This is a genomic window from Cupriavidus plantarum (genome assembly GCF_905397285.1).
In the GTDB taxonomy this organism is placed as follows: Bacteria; Pseudomonadota; Gammaproteobacteria; order Burkholderiales; family Burkholderiaceae; genus Cupriavidus; species Cupriavidus plantarum.
On the sequence record NZ_CAJPUX010000004.1, the window covers coordinates 393,016 to 408,507 of the forward strand.

17 protein-coding genes are annotated in these 15,492 nt (G+C 64.4%); 7 read left to right on the plus strand and 10 right to left on the minus strand.

What is annotated here, in order from left to right; genetic code table 11:
- Positions 1–16: 16 nt before the first annotated feature.
- Positions 17–685 (minus strand): CDP-alcohol phosphatidyltransferase family protein, encoded by a 669-nt coding sequence (locus KHP16_RS19420; RefSeq protein WP_109584698.1) that lies wholly within the window; start codon positions 683–685, stop codon positions 17–19.
- A 210-nt stretch (positions 686–895) separates the two neighbouring features.
- Between KHP16_RS19420 and KHP16_RS19425 the strand changes: the two genes are divergently transcribed.
- Positions 896–1,462, plus strand: coding sequence for a TetR/AcrR family transcriptional regulator (locus KHP16_RS19425; protein WP_109584860.1), 567 nt, complete (start codon positions 896–898; stop codon positions 1,460–1,462).
- Positions 1,463–1,509: 47 nt separating this feature from the next.
- Positions 1,510–2,478 carry a quinone oxidoreductase family protein gene (locus tag KHP16_RS19430; protein WP_179594488.1) on the plus strand — a complete coding sequence of 323 codons (969 nt, stop codon included), beginning with the start codon at positions 1,510–1,512 and terminating at the stop codon, positions 2,476–2,478.
- A 14-nt stretch (positions 2,479–2,492) separates the two neighbouring features.
- On the opposite strand, the gene cynS is transcribed toward KHP16_RS19430, so the two are convergent.
- Positions 2,493–2,963, minus strand: coding sequence for a cyanase (gene cynS / locus KHP16_RS19435; RefSeq protein ID WP_109584700.1), 471 nt, complete (start codon positions 2,961–2,963; stop codon positions 2,493–2,495).
- The gene (locus KHP16_RS19440) at positions 2,964–3,638 is read right to left on the minus strand and encodes a carbonic anhydrase (protein WP_109584701.1); all 675 of its coding nucleotides are present in this window, start codon (positions 3,636–3,638) and stop codon (positions 2,964–2,966) included.
- A gap of 120 nt (positions 3,639–3,758) precedes the next feature.
- Between KHP16_RS19440 and cynR the strand changes: the two genes are divergently transcribed.
- Positions 3,759–4,700 (plus strand): transcriptional regulator CynR, encoded by a 942-nt coding sequence (gene cynR / locus KHP16_RS19445; protein WP_109584702.1) that lies wholly within the window; start codon positions 3,759–3,761, stop codon positions 4,698–4,700.
- On the opposite strand, the gene KHP16_RS19450 is transcribed toward cynR, so the two are convergent.
- Both KHP16_RS19450 and KHP16_RS19455 read right to left on the minus strand, forming a co-directional pair.
- On the minus strand, positions 4,645–5,190 hold the full coding sequence (locus tag KHP16_RS19450; RefSeq protein WP_211960924.1) for a hypothetical protein: 546 nt from the start codon (positions 5,188–5,190) through the stop codon (positions 4,645–4,647). The genes cynR and KHP16_RS19450 overlap by 56 nt on opposite strands.
- An 84-nt stretch (positions 5,191–5,274) precedes the next feature.
- Positions 5,275–6,594, minus strand: coding sequence for an MFS transporter (locus KHP16_RS19455; protein ID WP_109584704.1), 1,320 nt, complete (start codon positions 6,592–6,594; stop codon positions 5,275–5,277).
- A gap of 203 nt (positions 6,595–6,797) precedes the next feature.
- On the opposite strand from KHP16_RS19455, the gene cyoA reads away from it, so the two are divergent.
- The 4 genes from cyoA to cyoD are packed head-to-tail and all read left to right on the plus strand — an operon-like array spanning position 6,798 to position 10,917.
- A complete protein-coding gene (gene cyoA / locus KHP16_RS19460; RefSeq protein WP_244214814.1) occupies positions 6,798–7,790 on the plus strand; it encodes a ubiquinol oxidase subunit II in 993 nt (330 codons plus the stop codon).
- Positions 7,791–7,839: 49 nt separating this feature from the next.
- On the plus strand, positions 7,840–9,843 hold the full coding sequence (cyoB, locus tag KHP16_RS19465) for a cytochrome o ubiquinol oxidase subunit I (RefSeq protein ID WP_109584861.1): 2,004 nt from the start codon (positions 7,840–7,842) through the stop codon (positions 9,841–9,843).
- Positions 9,836–10,492: a cytochrome o ubiquinol oxidase subunit III gene (cyoC, locus tag KHP16_RS19470; protein WP_109584706.1), complete on the plus strand. Its 657-nt coding sequence runs from the start codon at positions 9,836–9,838 to the stop codon at positions 10,490–10,492. Before cyoB ends, cyoC begins: the two co-directional genes overlap by 8 nt.
- A complete protein-coding gene (cyoD, locus tag KHP16_RS19475; protein WP_109584707.1) occupies positions 10,489–10,917 on the plus strand; it encodes a cytochrome o ubiquinol oxidase subunit IV in 429 nt (142 codons plus the stop codon). The genes cyoC and cyoD overlap by 4 nt, the downstream gene beginning before the upstream one ends.
- Positions 10,918–10,926: 9 nt before the next feature.
- Here the strand turns inward: cyoD and KHP16_RS19480 are convergent, their stop codons facing one another.
- From KHP16_RS19480 to KHP16_RS19500, 5 genes are all read right to left on the minus strand, one after another.
- Positions 10,927–12,468: a methyl-accepting chemotaxis protein gene (locus KHP16_RS19480; RefSeq protein WP_109584708.1), complete on the minus strand. Its 1,542-nt coding sequence runs from the start codon at positions 12,466–12,468 to the stop codon at positions 10,927–10,929.
- A gap of 63 nt (positions 12,469–12,531) precedes the next feature.
- Complete coding sequence (locus tag KHP16_RS19485) at positions 12,532–13,104, minus strand: histidine phosphatase family protein (RefSeq protein ID WP_109584709.1); 573 nt, start codon at positions 13,102–13,104, stop codon at positions 12,532–12,534.
- 53 nt (positions 13,105–13,157) lie between these two features.
- Positions 13,158–14,402 (minus strand): MFS transporter, encoded by a 1,245-nt coding sequence (locus KHP16_RS19490; RefSeq protein WP_211960925.1) that lies wholly within the window; start codon positions 14,400–14,402, stop codon positions 13,158–13,160.
- Between the two features lie 209 nt (positions 14,403–14,611).
- Complete coding sequence (locus tag KHP16_RS28575; protein ID WP_280528143.1) at positions 14,612–14,746, minus strand: hypothetical protein; 135 nt, start codon at positions 14,744–14,746, stop codon at positions 14,612–14,614.
- 225 nt (positions 14,747–14,971) lie between these two features.
- Positions 14,972–15,376 (minus strand): FKBP-type peptidyl-prolyl cis-trans isomerase, encoded by a 405-nt coding sequence (locus KHP16_RS19500; RefSeq protein ID WP_109584862.1) that lies wholly within the window; start codon positions 15,374–15,376, stop codon positions 14,972–14,974.
- Between the last annotated feature and the right edge of the window lie 116 nt (positions 15,377–15,492).

The window sequence follows — 15,492 nt, forward strand, 5'->3', positions numbered from 1 at the left end:
GTCAGTCATGGGTACCTCAGGCGTCCTTGGAATTCATGACGGGCTGGGTGCGGCGCACCACCCGCCAGTAGTCGACGATGCACCACGCCGCAAAGATGGGCGCGCCGATGGCGGCGGCCTTCAGGAAGGGGGCGATGCCATCGAACAGCGTGACGAGCGGCAGCAGGTACAGCACGTCTTCGGTCTCGAAGCCGGCGGCGCGCGCCTGCTTCGTGCCGCTCTTGCCCACCATCGACTCGATGCGCATGCGCAGGAAGAAGATCAGCGCCACGGCGATGCCGGCGATGGTGCCAAGCGCGGCGGAGCCGAGCGGGCCCTTTTCATCCGGGCTCGCGATAGCCACGCCCATGCAGCCGAACAGCAGGATCGTAACGAGCGCATCGGCAGCCAGATCGTAGAAATGGCCGAACTTGCTGCCCTTCCCGCTGATGCGGGCCAGTTCACCGTCGGTGTGATCGACGAAGTTCGACAGCACGATCAGGAAGGCGCCGATGTTTGTCCACAAATACCCGCCGCGCGTCAGCGCGATTGCGCCGGCAAGGCCGATCAGGAGGCGGACGGTCGTCAGGTGGTTGGGCGTGACGCGGGTGTGCTTGAGGGGGCGGACCAGGCGACGCGCGAGGCGTGCATCCCAGGTCGGCGGCAGAGGCGGCTCGTCTGGAAAATTTGTCGAATTGTTGTTCATCCGGAAACTATCCAGGAAGCGAGAGAAAGGCTGGGGGGCAAAACGTCAAACGTCAAACAGTACGCCGGCGACCTGCGATTGACAAGTATCCCCGCAGACAGGTGCCGGGCGGGTTGGCTCTGGCGCGAAGAATACTCCAACTCGCCATGAGGCGTATTTTTTGGGAAGGTATTTCTTGACTATTCAGTCCAGAATATGTACAACTCCAGCATGGCTAGACCCAAGGCATTCGACAAGGACCGCGCGCTGGACGCCGCCATCGGCGTATTCCGGCAACACGGCTTCGAGGGCACCTCGACGGAGATGCTGACGCAGGCGATGGGTATCGGCAGGCAAAGCCTGTACGACACCTACGGCGACAAGTGGCAATTGTATTGCCTCGCCGTGGACCGTTACACTTCGATAGAAGCAAGCGCTCACATCAATGCATTGCGCAGTGCGGGGAAGGCTTACGATGGCATCGCTGCAATGATCGAGCGCGTGGTCGCGGAGGCGGACCACGCGTGTCTCGGCGTGCATTCGATTTGCGAGTTCGGGAATACGCAACCCGAGCTGTCGGCCATCCATGGTCGCGCGTATCGGATGCTCGCCTCGGCGATCGCCAGCCGGGCGGCGGAAGCGCAGGCCGCCGGCGATGTCTCGGCCGCCCTGACGCCCGACACCGTGGCGACGCACGTCATGGCGAGCTTCTCCGCCATCCGGCTCGCCGCCCGTGGCGGCGCGGACCCCGCGCAGCTCGAGGTCATCGGCTCGATGACGCTGCGGGCGCTGCGCTGATTTTTTTTGCTCAATTCTGGAATGATCGTTCAATTAAGGAGATCGTCATGAAGGTCATCACGATGGATCGCCCCGGTGGCGCGGAAGTCCTCAAACTCGACGAACAGCCGGATCCCGAGGTCGGGCACGGCGAGGTGTTGGTGGACGTGGCGGCAGCGGGCGTCAATTTCATGGATATCGGCGTACGCCATGGCGAGTTCTGGCCCGAGTACGGATACCCGAAGCGCCTGGGCGTCGAGGGCGCCGGGCGTGTGGTGACCGTGGGCCGAGATGTCGGGCATCTGCGTCCGGGACAGCGCGTGGCATGGATCTACGTGCCCGGCAGCTATGCGGACCGCATCGTCGCGCCGGCGACGGCACTGGTGCCGATTCCCGACGACATCGACGATCGCACGGCGGCGGCCGTCATGATGCAGGGCATCACGGCCAGCCACTTTGCTACCGACTTCTATCCGGTGCAGCCTGGCGACGTCGCGCTCGTCCATGCGGCGGCGGGCGGCGTCGGACAACTGCTGTCCCAGATCATCCGCCTGCGCGGCGGCCGTGTCATCGGCCGCGTCTCCTCGACGGACAAGGTGGCTGCGGCCAAAGGCGCTGGCGCGGAACATGTGATCGTCGATCACAGCGGGCGGTTCGCCGACGAGGTGCTGCGCCTCACGGAAGGCGAGGGCGTGCATGCGGTCTTCGACGGCTCGGGCCCGCTCACGTTCAGGGATTCGCTGGCCTCGCTGCGCCGATCCGGCACGTTCTGCTGGTACGGTCCGGTGCTCGGCGGTCCGGGGCCCCTCGAGATCATGAAGCTGCCGCGCAGCATCAAGATTGGCTATGCGACATTCTTCGATCACATCCACACGCCCGCGCTGCTGCGCGAGAAGGCGACCCAATTGTTCGAATGGATTCGCCAGGGCCAGCTGCGCGTGAATATCGGCGGGGTGTATCCACTGGCGGATGCGGCTCGGGCCCACCGGGCCATGGAGAGCCGCGCCACCACCGGCAAGCTGCTGCTGGTGCCTTGAAGGGGCACGGTGGGTCAGAACGGCTTGGTGGGGAGGTACTTGCCGTCGAGCGTGATCACCGCGCGATGGCCGCCTTCCGGATCTTCGACCTTCTTGATGTCCAGCTTGAAGTTGATCGCGCTGATGATGCCGTCGCCAAACTTCTCGTGCACGAGCACCTTCAGCGTCGAGCCGTAGACCTGCACCATCTCGTAGAACCGGTAGATGGTCGGATCGGTCGGTACGCCGCCCGGAATGCTGCCGCGGACGGGAATGGTTTGCAGCAGGCGGATGGCATCGTCATCGAGGTCCAGGCGGGCGGCCACGATCCTGGCCACGTCGGCCGGCAATGGATGCTGACCGAGCAGCGCGGCAGTGACGAACGCCAGGCTCAGGCCAGTGCCTTCGTTGATCTGTTCGAACGTGAGGCCCTTGCGGTCCTTGGCTTCGATAATGACGTCCGTCAGGTTCTGGCGGGTGGTTTGGCTGACTTGCGATTGCGGCATTTATGCCTCCTTGGCAGGGGAACGAGTAGCGGGGGTGGTGCGGGTTGCGGCCACCGTACGGTGATCCGCGAGGGAAACGAATTGTTCGGTGATGCCGTCGAAGGCATCGATGGAGCCGGTCCCGATGTCGTAGACCCAGCCGTGGATCGTGAGGCGGCCTTCGCCGAGCGCCTTCGCCACGGACGGATGCGTCCTCAGGTTGGCGATCTGCGCCTTCACGTTTTCGCGGACCATGCCATCGACGCGGGCCTTGTCGTCGGCATGCTCGCGCGACGCGTTGATGGCCTTGGCGGCATCCGCGTGGCGCAGCCACCCAGCCACCTGCGGCATATGGTCGAGGCAGGTGCACTTCGCTACCGCTGTCATCGCGCCGCAATCCGAGTGGCCGCAGATCACGATATCGCTGACGCCCAGCCCGACCACCGCGTATTCCACGCTCGCGGAAACGCCGCCGGGCTGCACACCGTATGACGGCACGATATTGCCGGCATTGCGAATGACGAACAGATCGCCGGGCTCACGCTGGGTCAGCAGTTCCGGCACCACGCGGCTGTCGGAGCACGCAATGAACAGGGTCGGCGGTTTCTGCGTGGTGGCCAGGCGCTTGAACAGCTCGGACCGCTTGGGAAACTCCTCCCGCTGAAATTTCAGGAAACCTTCGATCAGGTCTTGCATGGCTCGCTCCATCGGTGGCAACGTCGTTCGCTGTGATGCAAGCATCGGCGTTCTGAGCTATAACGTCAAAGACGGGTTTATTATGTTTTTGATAGGCAAAACCAATAACAGACGGGCTCCATGCTGCTGCGCCACATCCGCTATTTCCTGGCCGTTGCCGAGACGGGCAATTTCACGCGCGCCGCGGAGCTGGTGCACGTGTCCCAGCCCACGCTGTCCCAGCAGATCCGCCAGCTCGAGGACGCGCTCGGCGCGCAGCTATTCGACCGCACCGGCAGGACGACCCGGTTGACCGACGCCGGCGAGGCCTATCTGGTGCATGCCCGGCGGGCGATCCACGATCTGGAGGCGGGCCGCCGGGCGATCCACGATGTGGGCGAGCTCACGCGGGGCAACCTGCGGCTTGGGATGACGCCGACGTTCACCCCGTATCTGTTCAGCCAACTGGTCGTGGCCTTCAATGCACGCTATCCGAACATCTCGCTCAGCATCCGCGAGATGCCGCAGGAGCGCGTCGAACCGTTGCTGGCCGACGATGCCATCGATATCGGCATTGCGTTCGACGACATCCATCTGCCCGAAGTGGAAGCGCTGTCGCTCTTCGAGGAGGCGCTGTCGCTGATGGTCGGCATCCAGCATCCGCATGCGAAGCGACGCACGGCCCTGAAAGCGGCCGATCTTGAGCGCGAGTCGATGGCGCTGCTCACACGGGAGTTCGCGACGCGTGGCTACATCGAGCGGTATTTCGCGCCGCTCGGCATCGTGCCGAAGATCATGATCGAGATGAACTCCGTGTCGGGCGTGATCGAAGCGGTGCGCAGCGGCCGGTTCGCCACCGTGCTGCCGTCGGCAATCGCCAACGTGCACGACGATCTGCGCATCCTGAAGCTGGAGGTGCCGCTTCCGCCGCGGCGCGCCGCCCTCCTTCAGCGCAAGGGCGCTTATCAGACGGCGGCGGCGCGAGCCTTCATCGCGTTCGCGATGGAAGGTCTGGAGACGATGCTGCCTACTGCCGGGGCGCCGCTGCCGACGCCGCCACATGGCGCGGGTAGTGCTGTGTGAAACGGACCGCCGCGCACAGGGCCGCCACGGTTAGCAGTGCACCTGCACCGGGGCGCGTCCGCATCAGCACGTCGGCGCCGATCAGGGCCAGGAAGGCCAGCGCCCAGACTCCGGTAATGACGTAGTTGATCCGCACGAAGGTCGGATGGCGCCACAGTGATGGGGGCACCCGTTCCCGCGCATACTGCATCGTGAACGGCATGCCGATGGCCATCGAGGCCAGTACCACGCCGAGCAGACCCGCATCCACGACCATGCGCACCTGCGCGATGCTCCACGCCGGTTGCTCGCGCCACGCATACAGCGCCAGCGCGCCGAACAGGATCACGGTGCCGATCTCGAGCACCTTCACCGATCGTCCGGTCGCGGCATCGCGGACGACGAGCGCCAGTGCCATGACCGCGCCCGCGGTCAGACCGGCCAGAATGCCGAGCAGGTGCTCGACGATCGCGAATGCAAGAAAAGGGGAAAAACCCAGCAGGATGTTCATGTTCGGCTCCAGGGTCGTTGCGTGAAATGGTGGCGTGGAAACCATCGTACGCAGCGACAATGAGCCGAAAATGAGCGAAGCGCGCTATTGCTGGTGCGTGCCCAGCGACCGGTTGATCCGCAGCGCCAGCAGCGTGCAAACCACGCCCGACAGCAGATACAGGCTGACCGCCACCAGCCCGAAACGGGCCGACAGCCCCAGCGCGACGAGCGGTGCGAAGGCCGCGCCGAACAGCCAGCCGAAATCCGTGGTCAGCGCCGCGCCCGTATAACGGTAGCGCCGTTCGAAGTTCGAGGTGACGACGCCCGCCGCCTGTCCATAGGACAAGCCCAGCAGCGCGAAGCCAATCAGGATGAACATGTCCTGCCCGGTGGCGCCCCCGTCGAGCAGCCATGGCGCAAACAGGCTGAACACGCCGATGAGCAGCGCCATCGTCCCCAGCATCGTGCGCCGGCCCACGCGGTCGGCGATCCAGCCCGACAGCACGGTACTGATGATGGCGATCGCCGCGCCCACGATCTGTATCGCCAGCACGTCGCCCAGCTCCTGCGTCTTGTGCAACTGGATCCATGACAGCGGAAACACCGTCACGAGGTGGAACAGCGCATAGCTGGCGAGGGCGGCAAAAGCGCCGAGGAAGATATTGCCGGCCTGGGCCTGCATGATCTCCACCGTGGTAATCGGCTCGAGTTCGACCTCGTCCAGCAGACGGGTGTATTCGTGCGTGACCACGAGCCGCAGCCGCGCGAACAGCGCGACGACGTTGATGGCGAACGCGACGTAGAACGGGTAGCGCCAGCCCCAGTCGAGGAACTCGGCCTCGGTCAGGCTCGCATGCAGGAACAGGAACAACGCGCCCGCCACGATGAAGCCGGTCGGCGCGCCGAGCTGCCCCAGCATCGCGTACCAGCCGCGTCGCTCGGGCGGCGTGTTGAGTGCGAGCAGCGACGGCAGTCCATCCCACGACCCCCCGAATGCCACCCCTTGCAGGAAGCGGAACACGGACAGCAGCACGATCGAAGTCGTCCCCAGTGTCGCGTAGGTCGGCAGGAACGCGATGCCCACCGTGGCGGTACCCAGCAGGAACAGCGAAGCCGTCAGCTTGGTGCCGCGTCCCCATCGCCGCTGGATGCGCATGAACAAGGACGTTCCAAACGGCCGTCCGATAAACGCAAACGAGAACACCGTGAACGCAAGCAGGAGCCCTTCGAGTTCGCCGGCAAACGGGAAATAGACCGAGGGGAACACGAGCACCGAGGCGATGCCGTACGTGAAGAAGTCGAAGTACTCGGACGCCCGCCCGATCACGACACCCGTGGCGATCTCGGCCGGAGCGATTTGGGCATGTCCGTGCGCCGGAGGTGCAGCCGGCGACTCCCGATGCTGATGGGTCAGACTCGACATCGTGGCTCCTAGTCAACAAATTTTTGTGAGATGCGACGTACTGCAATCACAAGAATAGCGCCTAAACTCCAATAAAACCCGAATCGTTTGTAGTGTCACACTCGGGCTGCTGTAACTCAATCATCACTTCTGCGAATATGGGACGCTCAGAACCGGCGGTGCGATCACATTTCGGGGTGCGGGGAGCTATCAAACTCGTCACCATGTCCGGCCTGACCATGGGCCTTGCAGGATGCAACGCAGTGCTGCTCTCACCGTCGGGTGATCTGGCAGTCAAGCAGCGCGATCTCATCATCATCGCCACGTGCCTGATGCTGCTGATCATCGTTCCGGTGATCACGATGACGCTGGTATTCGCCTTCCGATACCGGGAGTCCAACACGGAGGCGACCTACAACCCCGACTGGGACCACTCGACCACGCTGGAGCTGGGCATCTGGTCGGCACCGCTGCTGATCATCATCGCGCTGGGTGCCGTGACGTGGGTGAGTACCCACCAGCTCGACCCCTATCGCCCGCTCACGCATCTGGACGATCGCCGCCCGATTCCCGCGGGCACCAAGCCGCTGACCGTCGAGGTGGTCGCGCTCGACTGGAAATGGCTGTTCCTCTATCCCGAGCAGGGTATCGCCACCGTCAACGAGCTCGTGGCGCCGGTGGACCAGCCCATCCGCTTCAAGATCACGGCCACCGATGTCATGAATTCGTTCTTCATTCCGGCGCTCGCGGGCCAGGTCTACGCGATGCCGGGCATGGAGACCAAGCTCCACGCGGTCATCAATCGCCCCGGCGTCTATGACGGCTTCTCGGCCAACTACAGCGGCGCCGGCTTCTCGCAGATGCGGTTCAAGTTCCACGGGATGTCGAACGAGGATTTCGCACGCTGGGTCGCCAAGGCCAAGTCGGAGGGCGCCCAGCTGTCGCGGGACGCCTACGTCAAGCTGGCCAAGCCCAGCGAGGCCGAACCCGTGCAGCACTTCGCCAGCGTGGCGCCGGGGCTGTACGACGCGATCCTGAACCGCTGCGTGGAGGGCGGGACGTGCCGTGCCGATGTGATGGCGCTCGACGCCACGCGCGGCAAGTTCGACCCGTCCGCGTACGTCTGCACCGCCAGCAACACGATCGGCGCCGACGCCACCGCGGTGACCGGCGACGCCGTCGCCGACGCGCTCGGCAATCGCCGCCTGGTTCGCTGACACGCTTCTCGACAACTTCTGATGGCCGCTACGGCCTTTGGTGATCAACATGCCCGAGCGTTCCGAACTCGCCACGCAGATTTTCGGCCGGCTTACGTGGGAAGCCATTCCGTATCACGAGCCCATCCTGCTCGTTACCTTCATCGTGGTCGCGCTGGGCGGGCTCGCCCTGGTCGGCGCGCTGACCTACTTCCGCGTCTGGGGTTATCTCTGGCACGAGTGGTTCACGAGCATCGATCACAAGAAGATCGGGATCATGTACGTGATCCTCGGCGTGATCATGCTGCTGCGCGGCTTTGCCGATGCGGTCATGATGCGGATCCAGCAGGCCGTCGCTTTCGGTGACAACCTTGGCTACCTGCCGCCGCATCACTACGATCAGATCTTCACGGCGCACGGCGTGATCATGATCTTCTTCGTGGCGATGCCCCTCGTCACGGGGCTGATGAACTTCGTCGTGCCACTCCAGATCGGCGCGCGCGACGTCGCGTTTCCGTTCCTGAACAATTTCAGCTTCTGGATGACGACTGGCGGCGCAATCCTCGTGATGATGTCGCTGTTCGTTGGTGAGTTCGCGAAGACCGGCTGGCTCGCCTATCCGCCGTTATCGGGCATTCTCCACAGTCCCGATGTCGGCGTGGATTACTACATATGGGCGCTACAGGTGGCGGGGGTCGGGACATTGTTATCAGGGATCAATCTACTGGTGACAATCATCAAGATGCGCGCGCCCGGCATGAGCCTGATGCGCATGCCGATCTTCACGTGGACCTCGCTGTGCACGAACGTGCTGATCATCGCGGCATTCCCGGTGCTGACCGCGGCGCTCGGCCTGCTGGCGCTCGACCGCTACGTCGGCACCAACTTCTTCACCGTCGATAACGGCGGCAGCGCGATGATGTACGTGAACCTGATCTGGATCTGGGGGCACCCCGAGGTCTATATCCTGGTGCTGCCCGTGTTCGGCGTGTTCTCGGAAGTCGTCGCCACCTTCTGCCGCAAGCGCCTGTTCGGCTATGCGTCGATGGTGTATGCGACCGTCGTGATCACGGTGCTGTCCTACCTTGTCTGGCTGCACCACTTCTTCACGATGGGATCGGGGGCCAGCGTCAACTCGTTCTTCGGCATCACGACGATGATCATCTCCATCCCGACCGGGGCGAAGGTGTTCAACTGGCTGTTCACGATGTACCACGGCCGCATCCGCTTCGAGGTGCCGATGCTGTGGACCGTCGGATTCATGGTCACCTTCGTGATCGGCGGCATGACCGGCGTGCTGCTCGCGGTGCCGCCCGCCGACTTCTCCCTGCACAACAGCCTGTTCCTGATCGCCCACTTCCACAACGTGATCATCGGCGGCGTGCTGTTCGGCCTCATGGCCGGCATCACGTACTGGTTCCCGAAAGCCTTCGGCTACCGCCTCGATCCGTTCTGGGGCAAGTGCTCGTTCTGGTTCTGGCTCGTCGGCTTCTACTTCGCCTTCATGCCGCTGTACTGGCTGGGCCTGCTCGGCGTGACCCGGCGCATGAACCACTTCCAGGATCCGTCGCTGCAGATCTGGTTCCAGCTGGCCGCGTTTGGCGCGTTCCTGATCGCGCTCGGTATCGCCAGCTTCCTGATCCAGCTGTTCGTGAGCTTCCGGCGCCGGGAGGCGCTGCGCGATACCACGGGGGATCCGTGGAATGGCCGCACGCTGGAATGGTCGACCTCGTCGCCGCCGCCGCAATACAACTTCGCGTTCACGCCCATCGTGCATGACACCGACGCGTGGTGGCAGATGAAGCAGCATGGCTACAAGCGTCCGCTCGAAGGCTTCATCCCGATCCATATGCCGAAGAACACCGCCGCTGGCATCGTGCTCGCCGCACTGAGTTCCATCTGCGCATTCGGCCTGATCTGGCATATCTGGTGGCTCGTGGTCGTCTCGTTCGCCGCCACGATCTTCGGCGCCATTTATCACACCTTCAACTACAAGCGCGATTACTACATCCCGGCCGACGACGTGGTCCGGACCGAAGCCGCGCGCACTCAACTGCTAGGCAGCCATGGCTGATACGACGATCCCCCTCGCCGGCGGCGCGGCCGCGCCCGAAGACGGTTCGCGGCAGGAGCCGCTGCAGTTCTACATTCCCAAGGAACATCATCCGGCCAACGGGACGCTGCTCGGGTTCTGGTTCTACCTGATGAGCGACTGCCTGATCTTCGCTTGCCTGTTCGCCGCTTACGGCGTGCTGGGCCGCGAGTATGCGGGCGGTCCCACGGGTGCCGAGCTGTTCGACCTGCCTCTCGTCGCGCTCAATACGACGTTCCTGCTGCTCTCGTCCATCACGTACGGTTTCGCGATGCTCGAGATGCAGAAGCGGAACCTGCGCGGCACGCAGATCTGGCTGGCCATCACGGGGCTGTTCGGCGTGGCCTTCCTCTGCGTGGAGCTCTATGAGTTCGCGCACCTGATCCACGAAGGCGCCGGGCCGCGGCGCAGCGCGTTCCTGACATCGTTCTTCGCGCTGGTCAGCACGCACGGGCTGCACGTGACCTTCGGCATCGTCTGGCTCATCACGCTGATGTTCCAGCTCGGCAAGCACGGCCTGATCACCGCCAACCGGCGCCGGCTGCTGTGCCTGTCGATGTTCTGGCACTTTCTGGACGTCGTGTGGATCGGCGTCTTTACCTTCGTCTATCTGATGGGAGTCCTGCCATGAGCGCGCATGACGAGGCAATCGGCCACGGCCATGACGACGATCATGGCCACGACGAGCTGGCGGGGGCCGCGCATTCGACGATGAGCGGTTACGTCACGGGTTTCGTGCTGTCGGTCGTGCTGACCGCGATACCGTTCTGGCTGGTGATGGGGAAAGTGTTCGACAAGTCGTCGACGACGGCGCTGGTGTTGCTCGGCCTCGGCGCCGTGCAGATCGTCGTTCACATGATCTACTTCCTGCACATGAATGCGCGCTCGGAGAACGGCTGGACGCTGCTCGCGCTGATCTTCACGCTCGTGCTCGTGGTGATCACGCTGTCGGGCACGCTCTGGGTGATGTTCCACCTGAACACGAACATGATGCCCAACATGCAGAACGTCCAGCTTCCGGAGGGCGGGCAAATCGTGCCGCCCAAGTCCCCTTGACCGAGCGCCTTAAGCCGCAAGGCGGAAGATCGCTACGGCTTCCTTGAGCCGCTGGGCCTGCTCTTCGAGCGAGCCCGCGGCGGCCGCGGCCTGCTCCACCAGCGCGGCGTTCTGCTGCGTCACGGTGTCCATCTGCGTCACGGCCTGATTCACCTGCTCGATGCCGGCGCTCTGCTCCGCGGAGGCCGCGCTGATCTCGCCCATGATGTCCGTCACGCGCTTCACCGCGCTGACGATCTGCTCCATGGTCTGACCCGCTTCCGAAACGAGTTCGGAGCCCCGTTCGACACGCTCGGCCGAGTCCCCAATCAGCGACTTGATTTCTTTCGCCGCCGTGGCGCTGCGTTGCGCGAGGCTGCGCACCTCGCCCGCCACCACCGCAAAACCACGGCCCTGCTCGCCCGCGCGCGCCGCTTCCACCGCTGCGTTAAGCGCCAGGATGTTGGTCTGGAACGCGATGCCCTCGATCACGGCGATGATGTCGACGACCTTGCGCGACGCGCCGCTGATCTCCTCCATCGTGTTGACCACCTGGCCCACCACCTCGCCACCCTTGATGGCGACGTCCGACGCATTGACGGCCAGCGAGCTCGCCTGACGCGCATTGTCCGCGTTCTGGCGCACGATGCCGGTGAGCTGCTCCATGCTCGATGCGGTTTCCTCGAGCGAGGACGCCTGCTCTTCGGTACGCTGCGACAGGTCGGTATTGCCCACGGCGATCTGGCTGGTGCCCGTGGCGATGGCTTCCGTACCGTGGCGGACCTCCTGCACGATGCCGAGGATGTTCTCGTTCATCTCGCGCAGCGCCTCGAGCAGCTGGCCCGTCTCGTCGGTGCGGTCCACGTCGATGCGGCTGGTCAGGTCGCCCGATGCCACGGTGCGCGCGATATGCACCGCACGGTGCAGCGGACGCGTGATGCCGATGGTGAGCCAGAACGCGAAGCCGGCACCGATCGCCAGCATCACCACGCCAAGCGCGATCATGCGGTTACGGGCAGCAAGATAGGTCTCGTTGATTTCCTTCGCGGTATCGTCGATCGACGCGCGCTGGATATCGAGCAGCTTCTGGATCTCGGCAAGGTAGGCATCGCCGGCCGGCACGAACTCGGTCTCCAGCACCTTGTTCGCTTCGTCGGTCTGGCCTTCCTTCTTGAAGCGCGCGATCTTGTCGCGCGACTCGTTGTACGGGTTGCGCACCTGCAGGATCTTCTGGAACGCGGCCTTTTCGGCATCGGAGACCAGCATCGGCTCGATCTTGTCGCGCATCGCGGCAATCGTGTCGGCCGACCACTTGGTCTCCTTCGCGAAGAAGGCACCCAGCGTCGGGTCGGCACTCTTCGCGGTCGCCGTCGTGCGACGCACGCTCGCGTACATCAGCCGATACCAGTCGCTGACGATACGTTCCTTTGCCAGCGGTTCCTGCATCATGGCATGCGTGTGGCTGGCAACGTCTTGTAGCCGCGACATGCCGTAAACGGTCATGAGAAGGGACAGCAATAACACCACGCCAAAGCCAATGCCGAGGCGTACGCCAATACCGAGGTTTTTCATTTCATCTGCCTGATGAGTGCCATTGGACGAACTATCGGCAGCGAGTAGCCGTTCCTTGAATGCCTAATCCAGCACGCGTACGCGGCGTTGTCCGCCGTTCACTGGCAGTTCGATGGCCACGCCCCCCGCGCTTCGCGCGCCGTGCCCCGTCAGCGCGGAGATCACCACCTGATGCGTGACCATCAGGTAAGGGCCGCCTTTCGGGTCGAGGCTATCGATGAATCGGGACAGGCGTTCGGTCTGGGCGGTGCGCGCGGCGCCCTCGGCCTCGAAGAAGGAGTTGAGCATCGGCTCGACGCGCACGGGACCGACATCCATCAGCCGCGCGGTTTCCTGGCACCGGCACCACGCGCTACTCATGACGCGCGTCGGCCGGAAGCCGTCCCGTCGCCATGCCGCGCCGAGGTCGACCGCCTGTTGCCGGCCGGCGGCATCCAGGTTGCGTTGTGTCCTGCAATCGTCGATCCGGAACCCCGGCGGATCGCCAAGGCCGGGCGCGCTGGCATGCCGCAGGATCACCAGCACGTTAGGCTGCCGCAGCGACGCGTCGGCCACCGACGGCTGGGCCACGCCGAGGGCGGGCGCCACCAGCAGCAATACGGGTAGGAGGCGTGCGAACACGAAAGACAGGGCCATCGCGCACTCCGGCAGCGAACAAACCCCTTCAACATAGCACGCGCGCCGGGCGGTCAGCTCTCGGCAACCGCCTGCCCCGGGCCTTTGGCGGTCACCGTCCCATGTCCGATCGCACTGAACACGTAAGGTACGAGCGCGACGATCACGATCACTGCGGCGGTGCCGAAGATCACGCCGTAGGCCGTAGCGTTCGGCCACATGCGGTCGTGGCCGACGTTCGCGAGCACGCCGAACCCCCACGACGTGAGCGCCGAGCCGAGGAATACGAAGGAGTTCAGCACGCCTAACCCGCGCCCGCGCTTGGCGGCCGGCAGCAGGCCGCGGCCCTGCGCCATGACCAGCGGGTGCAGCATGCCGATGGTCGTCAACAGCCCCATGCAGGCGACGCTCTGCGCCACCCCCTGCCCCGGCCAGATCGCCAGCAGCACGGCACCACAGGTCGCGAAGCATGCCCAGCCGAGGATCGTCTGCTTGAGCGATGTGCGCCGGACCAGCACGGGCAACAGGAACGCCGTGGCAAACCCCGTCAGGCTCAGCAGCGTCAGCGCGACGCCCCGAGGGCCGGCGGCGAGTCCGTACACGTTCGCCAGATACGGTCCACTCCAGGCATTGCGGAACGCGGTGCCCGCGGCCATCGCCACGCACAGTGGAATCAGCAGCCAGAGCGAACGCATGCCAAGCAGGCGCGCGCTGTCGATGAGCATGCCGCCCATCGGGGCATGGCGCGCGTCGGCGTGGCCGGTGTCGCGCACGTGGCGCCAGACGCCATAACACGCGACGACCATGCAGACCGCGGAGATACCCATCGCGTAGCGCCAGCCGATCCATTGAGACATCCAGCCCAGCGGTGCCGTCGCGCACAGTGCGCCGATCATGCCCATCGCGTTCGACCGGCTGACCTCGCGCATATACCGTTTCTCGTCCAAATGCTCCGACGCGAAATGCATCAACCCCATGAACACCGGCGCGCAGGCCAGGCCAAGGCCGATCTGCGCGAGCATGGCCGCGCCGCCACCCGGTGCGACGACGAACATGATCGAGGAAATCGCGCCCACGCCGAGCAGCAGCGCGGTGGGGCGGCCGACGCCGTAGCGGTCGAACGCCAGTCCCACTGGAATCTGCGCGGCCGCGAACGCGAGGAAGAAGCACGACGACAACGCCCCGAAGCCCGCTGGCGACAACGCGAAATCGTGCTGGAGTTCGGGCGCGATGACCGCGAGGCAACTGCGATAGAACTGGCTTAGCACGAACGCGAACGTCAGCAGCGCGATGCCGCGATCGGCATCGGACGGTCTCATCGCGGCAACGGGGTCGGGGTGCGCACGGGCACGGGAAGGGGCCTCGGAAACTGCGGGCGTTGGGGGACGCTTCACGGTCCGATCTCTGGCCGGATTGTTCAACTTGCACTCTCTTGTCGGAATCCCACCATGCAGCGATTCGATCGTTCTGCACGGCAGGCGCGAGTTCGGGCTCGCGGATGGAGCGCCAATTCTACCCGCGCCGGGGCTCAGGCCAGAAAGCGCTTCCATTCATCGTGGCCATCGTCGCCGTCGGCGACCAGCACGATGGCCTGGCGGCATCGTTCGCACCGGTAGAGATGGGCGCTGCCTTGCGAAGCCGTCGCAAGCGTAGCCGCTTTCACTAGGTACGCATGGGGCGGAACGTGGCCGGGGCGGCCAATAAGCCGCATGCAAAGCTCGCACGGATGCCTGGACATGACTGCACTCCACTGCCTCTCGCGGCACAAATTGCTGCGCCGCAACACAAATTCAGTATAGGAGCCGCCGCTTTCGAATCAAATGTCGCCCTGCAAAAAAGAACGCCCTCGCGAGGAGGGCGTTCTTTGGTTACGGATGAAGACAGCGTATCAGCTGCCGATGCCGAGCAGTTCCACTTCGAAGTTCAGGGTCGCGTTCGGCGGGATCGCGCCCGGCACGCCGCGCGCGCCATAGGCGGTGGAGGCCGGGCAGGTGAGCTTGGCCTTGCCGCCGACCTGCATCTTCTGCACGCCCTCGGTCCAGCATGGGATGACGCGATTGAGCGGGAACGAGATCGGCTGGCCGCGCTTGTACGAGCTGTCGAATTCGGTGCCGTCGGTAAGCGTGCCGCGGTAATGGACCTTGACGGTGTCCGTGGCCTTCGGCGATGCGCCCGTGCCCTTGGTCAGATGCTGGATCGTCATGCCGGAAGGCAGCGTCTCCGGCGCGGACGGCTGGGCGTGCGCGGCGCCGGCCAGGGCCAGCGCCGCGATAACGAACGAGAGTTTCTTCATGAGTAGCTTCGGTGTCGAGTCGAAGTAGGAGGAAAACACGAGTGTACCCCGTTCGATCGTGCGTTCCACGGTGCTTGGCTTCGGGGGCGGCTATCGTTAGCATTTGCGTCGTCACC